This window comes from Streptomyces rhizoryzae (assembly GCF_023155275.1).
Classification (GTDB): Bacteria; Actinomycetota; Actinomycetes; order Streptomycetales; family Streptomycetaceae; genus Streptomyces; species Streptomyces rhizoryzae.
Genome location: NZ_JALMUV010000002.1, coordinates 75,124 through 88,489, shown reverse-complemented (window position 1 = coordinate 88,489; position 13,366 = coordinate 75,124). Strand labels below are relative to the sequence as shown.

Annotated in this window: 12 protein-coding genes and 1 pseudogene; 5 read left to right on the top strand and 8 right to left on the bottom strand. The window is 75.0% G+C overall.

What is annotated here, in order from left to right:
• Positions 1–107: 107 nt before the first annotated feature.
• A complete protein-coding gene (gene dapD, locus MUU72_RS02275) occupies positions 108–1,097 on the top strand; it encodes a 2,3,4,5-tetrahydropyridine-2,6-dicarboxylate N-succinyltransferase (RefSeq protein ID WP_248011370.1) in 990 nt (329 codons plus the stop codon).
• Positions 1,098–1,172: 75 nt separating this feature from the next.
• Entirely contained in the window at positions 1,173–1,991 is an 819-nt protein-coding gene (locus MUU72_RS02270) for an EI24 domain-containing protein (protein WP_248011369.1), read from the top strand.
• 96 nt (positions 1,992–2,087) lie between these two features.
• Here the strand turns inward: MUU72_RS02270 and MUU72_RS02265 are convergent, their stop codons facing one another.
• Both MUU72_RS02265 and MUU72_RS02260 read right to left on the bottom strand, forming a co-directional pair.
• Positions 2,088–2,228 (bottom strand): hypothetical protein, encoded by a 141-nt coding sequence (locus tag MUU72_RS02265; protein WP_248011368.1) that lies wholly within the window; start codon positions 2,226–2,228, stop codon positions 2,088–2,090.
• Positions 2,229–2,365: 137 nt separating this feature from the next.
• Positions 2,366–4,201 carry a DUF8508 domain-containing protein gene (locus tag MUU72_RS02260; protein ID WP_248011367.1) on the bottom strand — a complete coding sequence of 612 codons (1,836 nt, stop codon included), beginning with the start codon at positions 4,199–4,201 and terminating at the stop codon, positions 2,366–2,368.
• Between the two features lie 234 nt (positions 4,202–4,435).
• On the opposite strand from MUU72_RS02260, the gene MUU72_RS02255 reads away from it, so the two are divergent.
• On the top strand, positions 4,436–5,926 hold the full coding sequence (locus tag MUU72_RS02255; protein WP_248011366.1) for a hypothetical protein: 1,491 nt from the start codon (positions 4,436–4,438) through the stop codon (positions 5,924–5,926).
• A 46-nt stretch (positions 5,927–5,972) separates the two neighbouring features.
• Here the strand turns inward: MUU72_RS02255 and MUU72_RS02250 are convergent, their stop codons facing one another.
• Positions 5,973–6,869, bottom strand: coding sequence for a class I SAM-dependent methyltransferase (locus tag MUU72_RS02250; protein ID WP_248011365.1), 897 nt, complete (start codon positions 6,867–6,869; stop codon positions 5,973–5,975).
• A gap of 226 nt (positions 6,870–7,095) precedes the next feature.
• Between MUU72_RS02250 and MUU72_RS02245 the strand changes: the two genes are divergently transcribed.
• Together MUU72_RS02245 and MUU72_RS02240 are read left to right on the top strand one after the other, a co-directional pair.
• Positions 7,096–7,929 (top strand): LLM class flavin-dependent oxidoreductase, encoded by an 834-nt coding sequence (locus tag MUU72_RS02245; protein ID WP_248011364.1) that lies wholly within the window; start codon positions 7,096–7,098, stop codon positions 7,927–7,929.
• Positions 7,930–8,324: 395 nt separating this feature from the next.
• Positions 8,325–9,701 (top strand): amidase, encoded by a 1,377-nt coding sequence (locus tag MUU72_RS02240; protein WP_248011363.1) that lies wholly within the window; start codon positions 8,325–8,327, stop codon positions 9,699–9,701.
• A 34-nt stretch (positions 9,702–9,735) separates the two neighbouring features.
• Here the strand turns inward: MUU72_RS02240 and MUU72_RS35990 are convergent.
• From MUU72_RS35990 to MUU72_RS02215, 5 genes and pseudogenes are all read right to left on the bottom strand, one after another.
• A pseudogene (locus MUU72_RS35990) lies at positions 9,736–9,900 on the bottom strand (IS982 family transposase); the annotation flags it as partial.
• 63 nt (positions 9,901–9,963) lie between these two features.
• The gene (locus MUU72_RS02230; protein WP_248011362.1) at positions 9,964–11,190 is read right to left on the bottom strand and encodes a TerD family protein; all 1,227 of its coding nucleotides are present in this window, start codon (positions 11,188–11,190) and stop codon (positions 9,964–9,966) included.
• 102 nt (positions 11,191–11,292) lie between these two features.
• Complete coding sequence (locus MUU72_RS02225) at positions 11,293–11,565, bottom strand: GlsB/YeaQ/YmgE family stress response membrane protein (protein WP_248011361.1); 273 nt, start codon at positions 11,563–11,565, stop codon at positions 11,293–11,295.
• Positions 11,566–11,900: 335 nt separating this feature from the next.
• Positions 11,901–12,698 (bottom strand): class F sortase, encoded by a 798-nt coding sequence (locus tag MUU72_RS02220; protein WP_372502960.1) that lies wholly within the window; start codon positions 12,696–12,698, stop codon positions 11,901–11,903.
• Positions 12,695–13,360, bottom strand: coding sequence for a GVDTG sorting domain-containing protein (locus tag MUU72_RS02215; RefSeq protein ID WP_248011360.1), 666 nt, complete (start codon positions 13,358–13,360; stop codon positions 12,695–12,697). Before MUU72_RS02215 ends, MUU72_RS02220 begins: the two co-directional genes overlap by 4 nt.
• Between the last annotated feature and the right edge of the window lie 6 nt (positions 13,361–13,366).

Here is a 13,366-nt window from a genome sequence, read left to right as displayed (position 1 = left end):
CGAGCCGGCGGGCCCGGCGGGCGGCCCGGATCGTGCGACCGTACGGGCCGGGACCGATCGCTGAGACCGGTTCGCCTCCGCGGGCCGGCTCCGGTTAGGTTTCCAGCATGACCGATGCTGCAACTCCCCGTACGACCGGCGCCGTCGCCGCCGGGCTCGCCACCGTCGCCTCCGACGGCACCGTTCTCGACACCTGGTTCCCCGCGCCCGAGCTGACCGCCGAGCCCGGCCCGGCCGGCACCGAGCGGCTGGACGACGACCGTGCCGCCGGGCTGCTGGGTGCCGCCGCCCTCAAGGCCATCGGCCCCGACCCGGTCCGCGGTGTGGAGGTCGTGGCCGTGCGCACGGTCATCGCCTCCCTGGACGACAAGCCGTTGGACGCGCACGACGCCTACCTGCGCCTCCACCTGCTCAGCCACCGGCTGGTCAAGCCGCACGGCCAGAACCTCGACGGCATCTTCGGCCTGCTGGCCAACGTCGCCTGGACCTCGCTGGGCCCGGTCCCCGTCGACCAGCTGGAGACCGCCCGGCTCAACGCCCGCGCCGAGGGCCTGCACCTCCAGGTCACCAGCGTCGACAAGTTCCCGCGGATGACCGACTACGTGGCGCCCGCCGGCGTGCGGATCGCCGACGCCGACCGGGTACGGCTGGGCGCGCACCTCGCGGCCGGCACCACGGTCATGCACGAGGGCTTCGTCAACTTCAACGCCGGCACGCTGGGCACCTCGATGATCGAGGGCCGGATCAGCGCCGGTGTGGTGATCGGCGACGGCTCCGACATCGGCGGCGGCGCCTCCACCATGGGCACCCTCTCCGGCGGCGGCAAGCAGATCATCTCCATCGGCGAGCGCTGCCTGCTGGGCGCCGAGTCCGGTATCGGCATCGCGCTGGGCGACGAGTGCGTGGTCGAGGCCGGCCTGTACGTGACCGCGGGCACCCGGGTCACCCTGCCGGACGGCCAGATCGTCAAGGCGCTGGAACTGTCCGGCGCCGACAACATCCTCTTCCGCCGCAACTCCACCACCGGCACCGTCGAGGCCCGCCCGAACAAGGCGGTCTGGGGCGGCCTGAACGAGATCCTGCACAGCCACAACTGAGCCGTGCGGAGCGCCCGTCCGCGGCCCGGTGGGAATCCCGCCGGGCCGCCGGCGTTCGCCGATAGGGTGGCCGGCATGCGTGATCTTGTGGTGGGGCTGGGGTATCTGGGCAGGGGTGTGCGGTGGGCGGGACGGCACGGGCGGTGGTGGGGGTTCGGACTGATCCCCGCGCTGATCGCGCTGGTGCTGTACGCGGGCGCGCTGGTCGCGCTGGTCCTGGGGGCCGGTGACCTCGCGGCCTGGGCGACGCCGTTCGCCGACGGCTGGGGCTCCCCCTGGCAGGGGCTGCTGCGCGGGGTGTTCGTGGCGCTGCTGCTGGCCGGCGGGCTGACCCTGTCGGTGCTGACCTTCACCGCGGTCACCCTGCTGATCGGCGACCCGTTCTACGAGTCGCTGGCGGAGCAGGTCGAGGAGAGCGAGGGCGGCGGCCCGGCCGGCCCGGACCGGCCGCTGTGGCGGGAGATCGCCGTCGGGCTGCGGGACATGGTCCATGTACTGCTGCGCGCCGCCGGTTTCGGGGTGCTGCTGTTCCTGCTGGGCTTCCTGCCGTTCGTCGGGCAGACCGTGGTCCCGGCGATCGGCTTCTGCGTCTCCGGTTTCTTCCTCACCGTGGAGCTGACCACGGTGGCGATGCAGCGCCGGGAGGTCCCGGTGCGGGAGCGGCTGCGGATGCTGCGCGGCCGGCCGGGGCTGGCGATCGGCTTCGGGACGCCGCTGGTGCTGCTGTTCCTGATCCCGCTGGCGTCGGTGGTGCTGATGCCGGGGGCGGTCGCCGGCGCCACGCTGCTGGTGCGCGACCTGGTACCGGCCGGGCCGGACGCAGCCCCGGACGCGTCGGCCGCCGCCGGCCCCGGCGACGGGTCCGACGGCCGGGCGGTGCCCACCGCCTGGTGACCGGGCCGGGCGGCGGCGCCCGGACGGACGGCGGCGGCCGCCGCACCCCAGGGGTGCGGCGGCCGCCCGGGCAGCGGAACGACTGCCCTGCCCGCGTCAGTCAGCCTTGCGCGCCCGCGGCTTCAGGTCCTGGGTCCGCTCCGCGGCGGACTCCTCCGACTGCGGCCGGTGCTGGTCGGAGCGCCGCTCGGCGGCCCGGTCCTGCTTGCCCGACTTACGGTTCTGCGACTTCGGCATCATGACTCCCTTTGTCTCGCCGAATGGGTGCTTACCAGCCCAGTACCGCACCCCCGGACGCGAACGGCGCCCGGGGGTGGGCCGGTGGAGTGACCCCGCGGTCACCTCGGGTGAGGCGAAGGGGAGAAGCCGCGGTGTCAGGGCTTGAGCCGCAGCACCTGCGGGTCGTGGTCGCTGGTCTGGTCCGCGTACTCGGCGTTGATGTGCACGATGTCGTAGTCCGCGCCGGCCAGCGCCTTGCTGGTGAGCAGGTGGTCCAGCACCTGCGAGTTGCCCTGGTAGACGTAGCTGTAGCGCTCGCCCGCGGGCAGCCTGGTGACCTGGTCGGTGAGCACGCCGCCGCCGGTCAGGGTCTTCAGCGCGGGTGAGAACTGGTAGTCGTTGAGGTCCCCGGCCACCACGACCCGGGCCTTGGGCTCCTTGGCCAGCAGCTCCTTGACGAAGGTGTTGACCAGCTTCGCCTGGGCGGTGCGCTGGGTCTCCGAGGTCCGGGCCGGCGGCTGGAAGCGGCTGTCCAGGCCCTGGTCGCCGCCCTTGGAGTTGAAGTGGTTGGCGATCACGAACACCCGGCTGCCGGGCTTGCTCCTCAGCGCGAACTCACCGACCAGCGGCTTGCGGCTGGACTTCCACGCCGGGTCGGCGGGCGCGATCCGGCCCGGCGAGGCGGACAGCCCGGCCCGGCCGTGGTCGTCGACGACCTTCACCGGCGTGGTCGCGTCGCCGCCCTTGACGTCGGTGAACGCCACCCGCTGCGGGTTGTAGAGGAACGCCGTCCGGATGTTGCCGCCCGGCTGGCCGCCGTCCTGGTCGTTCTGCGGGTCGATCGACCGCCACGCGTACCCCGGGCCGCCGGCCGCCGCGATGGCGTCGGTGAGCTTCTTGAGCGTGACGCCGGCGGTGACGGTGCCGTCGTCCTTGGCGCCGCTGTCGTCCTGGACCTCCTCCAGGGCCACCACGTCGGGGGCGGCGAGGTGGTGCACCAGGCCCTTCGCCAGCCGGTCGAACTTGGCCTGCGGGTTGTCCGGGGCGAGGTTCTCGACGTTGTAGGTGGCCACCGCCAGTTCGCCGGCGGTCTGCTTGCGGGTGACCTCCGGGGCCGGGGTGTGGGCGGCGAGCGCACCCAGTTCGGTGGCCTGGAGGGTGTAGCCGCCGAAGTTGTCGTAGTCCAGCGGGCCGGCGGTGGTGCCGGAGAGCCGGTCGCCGACGTTGGCCACCGGGAACGGCCGCTGGGAGAAGGGGATCAGCGACTGGACCTTGACCCGGCCGCCGTTGGGGTCGGCGTAGGAGCCATAGTACGTGCCGCCGCGGGCGGTGCGGTGGTGGCCGGGGGTGGCGGTCACCCACAGCTCGTGGTGGGTGTTGGTGGGGCCGGTCACCGGGGTGTCGGCGACCGAGACCCGCATGCCCTCCAGCGACTCGAAGCGGTCGAGGGCGTACGCGGCCGGCTCCAGGGTGCGCGACTCGATGCTGCCGCCGCCCGCGTCGGGGGCGTAACGCGCCGGTATCGAGGCGGGGTTGAGCTTGACCGGGGCCGGCAGCGGCCGGCCGGACGCGGTGGTCCGCCAGGTGGCGCCGGTGAGCTCGGTGACCGACTGGCCGCCGGCGTCCTTGCCGCCCGGGTAGTACTCGGTGACCGTGCCGCTGACGGTGACCGCGTCGCCGACCGCGACCTTCGGGGTCTCCTTGCCGGTGAAGACGAAGATCGCCTCGCTGGTCGCCGGGTCGTTGTCCGGCTGCGGGTCCTGCACCCAGAAGCCGCGCGACGAGCCGAACGCCCGGACCGCGGTGACGGTGCCGGGGACGTCGCCGACCTGCTTTCCGGCCAGCGGGGATATCCGGGTTCTGCCCTGTATGTCATGTATCCGGGTGCCGGCCGCCGAGGCGGACTGCACGCTGAGCAGTCCGCCGGCGAGTGCCGCGCAGACCACCGTGCCGAGGACGGCCGGCCTGCGGAGCGTACGACGGGATGGCATCGATGCCTCCGGGGGAGAGGGGGGTAGGAGTGTGGCGGAGCGGGACCGGCGCTCGCTACGCGCGTCAATCTCTTGTGCGCGCAAGGGAGTTGTCAAGGTTCTCCGGGTGGACGGGAGCGTACGGGAGGGTGAACCGCCCGAGATGGGGAGAATTCCGTCTACGCTTGGGCGGCGCACTCCCCAGCCATCGCTGGGAGGCCCCCCAGCCGCCGTCCGTCCGAGGAGCTGAGCCAGATGTCCGCAGACCGCCCCACCATGCCGCCGGTGCGGCTGCATCCCGAAGCGGAGCTGGCCCGCGCCGCGCTGAGCGCCCCGCTGCTGGCCCGCGCCGCCCGGCTGGCCCGCTGGGCCGAGGGCGGCGTACCGGTCGGGGCCGGCGGTGAGCTGGTGGAGAAGTCCCTGGCCGCCGCCACCGAGCACCTGGGCCTGGCCGCGGACGAGGACGGCCCCGCCTACACCGCCGAGGCGTGGCAGCTGGCCGTGGACACCGGACTGGTGGAGATCGCCGAGGACGGCGCGGCCGACGGCGGCGCGGACCTCCCGGACGACGCCGTGGTCGGCACCGCCACCCCCGGCGAGGAGCTGTCCCTGCTCACCTCCGGCAGCCCGCAGGACGTCCTGGAGATCTGGCTGGGCGGGATGGAGACGGTGCTCGCCGACGCGGTCGCCCCGGACCTCTCCGAGATCGCCGAGCAGCTCGCCGACGGCGGCGAACTGGATCTGGACGCGCTGGACTGGAACCCCGAGGAGGAGGCCGAGCTGCTCGACGGCATCCTCGGCAACCTCTACCTCCTCAGCGCCCTCAACGAGGTCCCCGGCCAGGACGTCCCGCTGCCCGCGCTGGCCGCCTCCATGATCATCCCGGAGGACATGGACGAGCCCACCGACGCCGTGCTCGAAGAGGTCTCCGAGGCGATGATGCGGCTCGACGACCAGTTCCGGGTGCTGGAGCCGATCGGGCTGGTCGCCTACCGGCCGGTCGACGAGGCGCTCATCGAGGAGCTGGACGAGGACGGGGAGACGGTCAGCCCGGCGGAGCCGCTGGCGGACGAGGACGTGGCCCGCTACGGCATGGTCCGGCTCACCCCGCTCGGGGTCTGGGCGGTCCGCACCCGGATGCTGGACGCCGGGGTGGACGCGCCGGCCGTCGGCGACCTCGCGGACAAGGGCGCCGACGTCCTCCTGGAGGCGGTGCCCGACTACCCCGAGGCGATGGCCCAGGCCGAGTCCGAGCAGTGGCTCGCCGCCCGTGCGCCGCTCGACGCCGCCCGGGACCTGCTGGCGGCGGCCCGCGGCGACGACCCGCGCGGCCCGCTGCGCCGGCTGGCGGCCCAGCAGGCCCTGTCGCTGGTCGCCGCGGAGGCCGAGCCGGCCCTGCGCGAGGTGCTCGACGACCGGCACCTGGGCGGGCTGGCCCGGGTCTGGCTCGCCGAGCGCGGGCTGCCCGGCATCCCCGAGCCGTCCCAGGAGATGGTCTTCTGGCTGACCGTGGACACCATCGCCGCCCAGCTCGGCGGCGCCGACGAGGAGGCCGCCGCCGAACTCCGCGAGCTGATCGAGGGCCTGACCGCGCAGCACAGCGGGTTCTTCGACGCGGTGTGGCGGGTGGACCACCCGGCGGCCGCGGACGTGCTGGAGGCGATGGGGCGGCTGCACCCGGACCGGAAGGCCGCCAAGGAGGCCCGCAAGGCCGCCTTCAAGGCCCGCTCCCGGCAGTCCGCCTGAGGCCGGGGGCCCCGGCGGCGCACCGGCGGCCCGGCGGGCCGACGGATCAGTCCGCCGGGGCCGACGCGGTGATCAAGTAGTAGTCGAGCAGCCCGGTCTGATAGGCCGTCAGGTATTGCCGGGGCCACTTGTCGCGGAGTTCGGGGCGCTGTTCCATGTAGCGGTCGTAGCACTCCCAGACGCCGTCGCCGATCGGGGTCACCGCGACGTCCCGCAGCCCGGCCGCGCCGAAGGCGGCGGCCACGTCGTCCACCAGGTGCGGGACGTCCAGCCCGTCGGCGTACGGGGGCAGCAGCTCGGGCAGCACCCGGACCGCGTCCGGGACCCGGGCGAAGAACGTGGTCAGCGCGAACAGCCCGCCCGGGCGCAGCACCCGGACCGCCTCCCGGGCGAAGCCGGGCAGGTCGCGGAAGTGCTGGGCGGCCTCGACCGAGTAGACGAAGTCGGCGCAGCCGTCCGGCAGCGGCATCCGCTGGGCCGGACCGAGGACGAACTCCAGCCGGCGCGGTCCGGCGCCCTCGCTCAGCAGCGCGGCGTTGGCCTCCAGGGCGCGGGCGATCTGGTCCGGGTGCGCGTCCAGCCCGATCACCGACCGGAAGTCGAACTCCTTCAGTGCCAGCGCGCAGCCCAGTCCGCGCCCGCAGCCGACCTCCAGGGCGGTGCGGCCGCGCGGGCGGTCGCAGGTGTCCAGGACCAGCCGGTAGAGGTCCTGCTCGCTGCGGATCCGGTCGTCCTCGGTCAGCGGGCGGTCCGCGGGCTCGGGCAGCCACGCCCAGTAGCCGAAGTTGATGAAGCCGCCGGCGAACGCGGGGACGGTGCCGAGGTCCTCCGCGCCGTAGGTGGCGGCGACCCGCTCCGGAAGGTCCGGGCGGGCTGCGCCGTCCGGGTGGCCGGGGCGGTCGGGCCGGCCGGGACCGCCGGCCGGGGGCGGCTGCTGGGGCATCGGACGCTCCTCGTCGTCGAGCCGTGGGGGAGGGGGCCGAGGGGGCGGAATCGGGATCCTGGGCGCGGGCGGGCGTTGAGGGGAGGTGAGCTCGCAGATACGGACACCTCAATTCTCGATCCTGGACCGCTCCCGCACCAGGGAGGGGCACCCGCCCGCGGCGGCGCTGCGGGACACCGTCGAGCCGGCCCGGCACGCGTGGGGGCACCTCCCATGCCCTTAAGGCATGGGGAGGCCGGGCTACCACCGCTTCTGGGTCTCCGAGCACCACGGGGTGCCCGGGGTCGCCGGCTCCGCGCCGACCGTGCTGGCCGCCGCCGAGGGCTTCGGGGCGCAGCCGGCGGAGCTGCTGGGCTATTTCACGGGGACCCGGACGGCCCATCCGCAGGTGCACGCCCGGCCCGCCGAGGGGCTGGCGGTGCCCGCGTTCGTGCCGGCGACCGGGGCGGGCGCCGAGGTGGCGGCGCGGGTCGGGCTGGCGCTGGTCATCGGCGACTTCCGGGACCCGGCGAAGCTGCTGGCGGCGGTCGACGGCTACCGCGCCGCGTTCCGTCCGTCCGCGCTCTGGCCGCGGCCGTACGTGGTGATCTCCGGGACGGTGGCGGTGGCCGGTTCGCAGGAGGCGGCGCGGCACCTGCTCGTCCCGGAGGCGCGGGCGCTGGCGTACGCGCGGACGCACGGGGTCTTCCCGCCGCTGCGGCCGGCGGCGGACGGTGCGGCCGCCGGGGACGGGATGTCCGCGCGCGAGCGGGGGTGCTGCGAGGAGGCGCTGCGCGGGCACGTCCACGGTACGGAGGAGCAGGTCGCCGCGGCGCTGGCGGAGCTGATCGGGGCGAGCGCCGCGGACGAGGTGCTGGTGACCACCAGCAGCTACGACCGGGCGACGCTGCGGGAGTCCTTCGAGCGGCCGGCCCGGGTGGCCGGACTGCCCCGGCGGGTGACCGGCCGGGGCCGGGGCCGTACGGGTGCCGGGGCGGGGGCCAGACCATCCAGGGAGCTGACGCCGGACGGGCAGCGGGAACCGGTGCCTGGAGGGTGGGCCGCAGTCCGGGAACCGTGAGTGTCCCGCCTGGGGGACGGGCGGCCAGGGCGTACCCGGTGTCCGGGGCGTCTCACACGCGGGTCAGGTGGGTGTGGCCGTCCCCGGGGTTCTCCCGCTGGCCCGCGGCGCAAGGTAGCGGGACGATCACGTGCCCGCCGGGGTGGCGGCCTGCTCGTGGTGTGCGCGGAGCATCCGCATGACGACGCCGCCGGACCTCTCGACCGGGGGGCACCATGCGGTGGCCTACCGGCCTTCACGCACCGCTCACCGGACAGGGCGCTTCCCGACCCGCCCTGCCCCCACCGGGGTCCACCCGCGTCCGTGGCCTGAAACGGTGTGCGGCCGCCTCCCGTAGGGTGAGCCGAACAGGCGGGCCCGGAACGTTCGTTGCCGAGGAAGGAACCCAGGAGCCGATGGAGCCGAGCGATCTCGTATGGTATGACGCGGTCGGCCTCGCGAGTCTTGTCTCAGCGGGCACGGTGAGCGCCGTCGAGGTGGTGGCCGCTCATCTCGACCGGATCGAGGCGGTCGCGGACCGGGTGAACGCCTTCGTGACCGTGCTCGGTGAGCAGGCTCTGCACGCCGCGGCGCGACCGGCCGGCGGCCCGCTCAGCGGAGTCCCCTTCACGGTCAAGGACTCCTTCGACACCGCAGGGGTCCCCACCACCTGGGGGTCGAGGCTCTTCGCCGACCGGGTGCCCGACACCGATGCCACTGCGGTGGCTCGCCTTCGGCGGGCCGGCGGCATCCTGCTGGCCAAGACAAACCTGCCGGAGATGTCCTACTGGACCGAGACGGACAACCGCCTGACCGGCAGGTCCCTGAACCCCTACGACCCCCGGCGCACTCCCGGGGGCTCCAGCGGCGGTGAGTCGGCGGCCATCGCGAGCGGGCTCTCGCCGCTCGGCATCGGGAGCGACGTCGCCATCTCCGTGCGCGGGCCCGCCGCCGACACGGGGATCGCCTCGATCAAACCCACCCACGGCAGGTTGCCGATGACCGGCCACTTTCCCGCCGTGCCGCGCCGCTGGTGGCACGCCGGCCCCATGGCCCGCAGCGTGCGCGATCTGCGCTTGGCGCTCTCCCTCATGGAAGGGCCCGATGGCAGCGACCCCTACGCCGTGGCGCTGCCCGCCGCAGACCGCACCCACGGCAGGGGCCGGCTGCGCATCGGCTGGACCGCCGCGGCGTTCGGCGCGGTCGATCAACAGGTCGCCGCTACGGTCGCCGCGGCGGCCACGGCGCTGGCCGAGTTCGGGCACGACGTCCGGGAGAGCGAGCTTCCATGGCTCGCCGAGCGGGACTGCACCCTGCTGTCGGCGACGTTGTTTCCCGCAGAGATACGGCCCGCCCTGCGCGCCGTCACCTCTGGCCGCGAGACGGAAGTGCACCCGGTCATCGCGGCCACGCTGGAGTCCGCCGAGGTTCCGCTGGCCGACTACGTCGCTGCCGAACACGAGGTGGAGCAACTGCGCACGCGATTCGCCGCCTGGTTCGCTGAGCACGACGTCCTGCTGTGCCCCGTAACGCCCTTTCCCGCGCCGCCTCATGGCCGCAGCCGCCTCGAAGTGGACGGTGTCTCCCTGCCGGCACGCGCGGTGATGCGCGCGACCGTACCGTTCAACCTGACTGGTCTGCCCGCCGTCGCGCTCCCCTTCGGTGCCACGGACGACGGCCTGCCGCTCGGCGTCCAACTGGTCAGCCGATGGTGGGCCGAGGCCCTCCTCCTCGACCTCGCGGAGCGCCTGGAGGAGGTCAGCCCCGTCCGCGGCCGCCGACCCGCCTTCTGACGGAGAGATCGTTTCTCCTGTTGTTCCGTCCCGGACCGAGCAGGGCTTGCCTCACCGAGAGGGTGACCCGTTCGGCATCGCTGAGCCGCGGCTCGATGCCGGCCTCGGGCCGCCAGGGCGCCAGATGCGGCGACTCCTCCAGCAAGTCGTCGGATGTCACCCGGAGTGCGGTCGCGAGGGAGTCCAGATCCGGCGCCACCACCGGTCTTCGGGCTCCCTCGCTTCATCTCATGCGTGCCAGCAAGCCCTTGGCACCGATCAGCTAGAGGGCGGCGGCCGCGGGCTTGACCAGGCCGCGGACCGTGCGGGCGTCGACGAAATCGCCCATCGCGGTCATCTCCCACTCGCCGGAGTACTGCCGGATCAGCTTGGCCATCAGCACGCCGGTGCGCGGCTCGGCGCCGGTGAGGTCGAAGCGGACCAGCTCCTCGCCGGTCTGCGCGTCGGTGAGCCGGCAGTAGGCGTGGGCGACGTCGGAGAACTTCTGGCCGGAGAAGGAGTTGACCGTGAAGACCAGGCCGGTGACCTCCGGCGGGATGCCGCCGAGGTGGACGGTGATCACCTCGTCGTCGCCGTCGCCGGCGCCGGTGAGGTTGTCGCCGGAGTGCTGGATCGCGCCGCCGAGGATCAGCAGCTTGCCGAAGTAGCAGCTGTCGACCTTGTTGCGGTCGGGGCCGTAGGCGATCACGGAGGCGTCCAGATCGATGCCGCGGCCGCGGCGGGCGGGCTCCCAGCCCAGGCCCATCCGGACCGTGCCGAGCAGCGGGCGGCCGCCCTTGACCAGCGAGACGGTCTCGTTCTTCCGGAGGCTGACCCGGCCCTTGTCGAGGTTGACCTTCCCGGTGGCGGGCGGCGGGGCCACCGGCGCCGGGGCACCGGTCGGCGGCCCCCACTGACCGGGCGGAACGGGGGCCGGGGGAGCGGGCGGGGCCGGGGGCGGCGGAGGTGTCTGCGCCGCGGGCGGCTGCGGGGCGGCCTGGGGCGCGGCGGGTGCCGGGGCCGGGTCCTCCACCGTCACGCCGAAGTCGGTGGCGATCCCGGCGAGGCCGTTGGCGTACCCCTGGCCGACCGCGCGGACCTTCCAGCCGCCGCCCCGGCGGTAGAGCTCCACGACCACCAGCGCGGTCTCCGGGCCCAGCCGCGGCGGGGTGAAGGTGGCCAGCACCCCGCCGGTGTCCGCGTCGCGGACCGTGCCGGTCGGCTCGGTGCCGGCGAAGGTCGTGCCTGGCGCGTCCAGGCTCGCGGTGACCACGACCTTGTCGATGTCCGCGGGCACCGCGGCGGTGTCGACCGTGATGGTGTCCCCGCCGTCCGCCGCGCTGTGGCGCACCCCCGGGCCCGCGGGCTGGTTGTAGAACACGAAGTCGTCGTCGGAGCGCACCGTGCCGCCGGCGGTCAGCAGCAGGCCCGACACGTCCAGCCGGACGGGCGCGGTGACGGTCACCGCGACCCGCGCGGCGGGGAGCGGGAGGTTCGAGCCAGGAGTCATTGCGGTCATGACACGCCTAACGGCCGACGGGGGGAGGCGGTTCCCCGCGGCGCCCGCCCCGGTTCCCGGCCGGGGCGGGCCTCACGGACGGTCAGGGGCGGCTCAGCGGCGGGCCCGGGAGTTGCCGAAGAGCAGCCGGTAGGCGATCAGCAGCACCAGCGCGCCGGCCACCGCGGCGATCCACATCGCCGGGTCGTAGAAGTCCTTCGGGATCGGCCGGTGCAGGAAGCGGGTGGAGAGCCAGCCGCCGATGAAGGAGCCGGCGATCCCGATCAGGGTGGTGCCGACGAGGCCGCCCGGGTCCCGGCCCGGCAGCAGGACCTTCGCGATGACGCCCGCGATCAGGCCCAGGACGAGCCAGCTGACGATACCCATGTGCGTTACCTCGTTCCCGCGTGGTGTGCCGCGCCCGCCCCGGTGTGGTGCGCCGGTGCGGTCCGGTGCCGGGCGGGCGGTGTGCCCTCAAGGACGCCGCGGACCGGGGGCGGGGTTCCGTCCGGGGCGGAACGCTCCGCCGGGGCGGGCGCGGCCGGGGGCCGCCGGACCGGGTGCTGCGCCCTGTGCGGCGGCGGGCAGCGCGGGGGCGGGCAGCGCGGTGGCGTACGGCCCGAAGGCCGTTCCGCGGGCGGGGTGGCCGAGGCGCGGTCCGGTTCGTCCGGCTCCCTGCCCGCGGGCGGGCCGCCGGGTGCCGCCCGGTCCCCGGCCGCGGTTCACCCCGTTGGCCCGGGTGCCGCGCGGGGTGCGCTGCGGGCGCTGAAGCGGTCGGCCGGCGGGCGTGCCCAGGGCACCGGCGCGGAGCGTCCCGCGGCCGTCTCCCGGCTGCCGGTCAGGTGCGCGAAGACCACCACGTTGCCCAGGTATTCCCGGCGGCTCCGGCTGAAGCCGCCCCCGCAGGTGATCAGCCGGAGTTCGGGGCGGCGGGCCTCGCCGTAGACCTTCTCGTCGGGGAAGTCCCACGCCTCGTAGACCTCCACCGCGTCCACGGTGAACACCGCGGTGCGGCCGTCCGCACGCGGGATCCGCACGGTGCTGCCCCTCTTCAGGGCGCCCAGGCGGTAGAAGACCGCGGGCCCGGCGCGGGTGTCCACGTGCCCGGCGACCAGCGCGGTGCCGGCGGCGCCCGGCGGGGTGCCCGCCGCGTACCAGCCGGCCAGATTGCGGTTCCCGGCCGGGGGCGGGGCGAGGCTGCCGTCCGCGGCCAGCCCCAGCCGGGTCAGCGGGGCGTCGATGTGCAGCGACGGCACCACCACCCGCAGGGGTTCCGCCCCGGGGAGCGGCGGGACCGCCGGGGCGGCCCGCGGACCCGCGCCCGGCGGCCGGCCGGTGAAGCCCTGGGCGGCGGACGGCTGGGGTGGCGCGGTGCCGTCCCGGCTGCCCTGGGCGACCAGCCACGCCCCGGCGCCGCACGCGGCGGCGCTCAGGGCCGCCACCAGCGCCCCGGCCAGCCGCGCCCGGCGCTCCCGGGGCCGCCGGGGCGCACCGGCCGGCCGGGCGCGCTCCCGGGTCAGTACCGGCCGCCGGCCCGGCGCCGGCGGACCAGCCAGACCCCGCCCGCCACCGCGACGGCCAGCACCCCGGCGCCCGCGGCGATCTGCTGGGTGTTCGGGCCGTCCTCGCTGGTGGAGCCCTCACCGGTCTTCATCCTGCCCTTGGGCGGCATGGTGGGGCCGGTGGAGCCGTGGGACATTCCCGGGTGCTCCTTGCCCGGCATGGCCGGACCGGGCGTGGCGGAGGGCGACATGCCCGGTCCCATCCCGCTCCGGCCGCTCGGGCTCATGCTCGTGCCCGGGCTCATCATCCCCGGGGACGCGGAGGCGCTGTCGGCGACGACCCGGACCGTGCCGGTGATGTCCTTGCCGTCGGCGCACTTCCCGCCGATCCCGTAATTGCCGGGTTTGGTACCGGGTTTGACGGTCAGCCGGGCGGTCAGCGAGCGCTTGGCGGTGTCCGGGGTGAAGGTGATCTTCCCCCCGCCCAGGGTGCCGGTGTCGACGCTCGCCGTGCGCCCGAAGCCGCAGCCGGTGGTGGACAGGGACACCGTGGAGCCGGGCGCGGCCGTGCCGGGCGAGACCTCGATCGAACCGAAGTCCCCGGCGTACGCCGCGGTGGCGGACAGGCCGAGCGCGGCGGTGGACAGCACGGCACCGGTGAGCAGTCGCGTGGAACGCATGGGAAC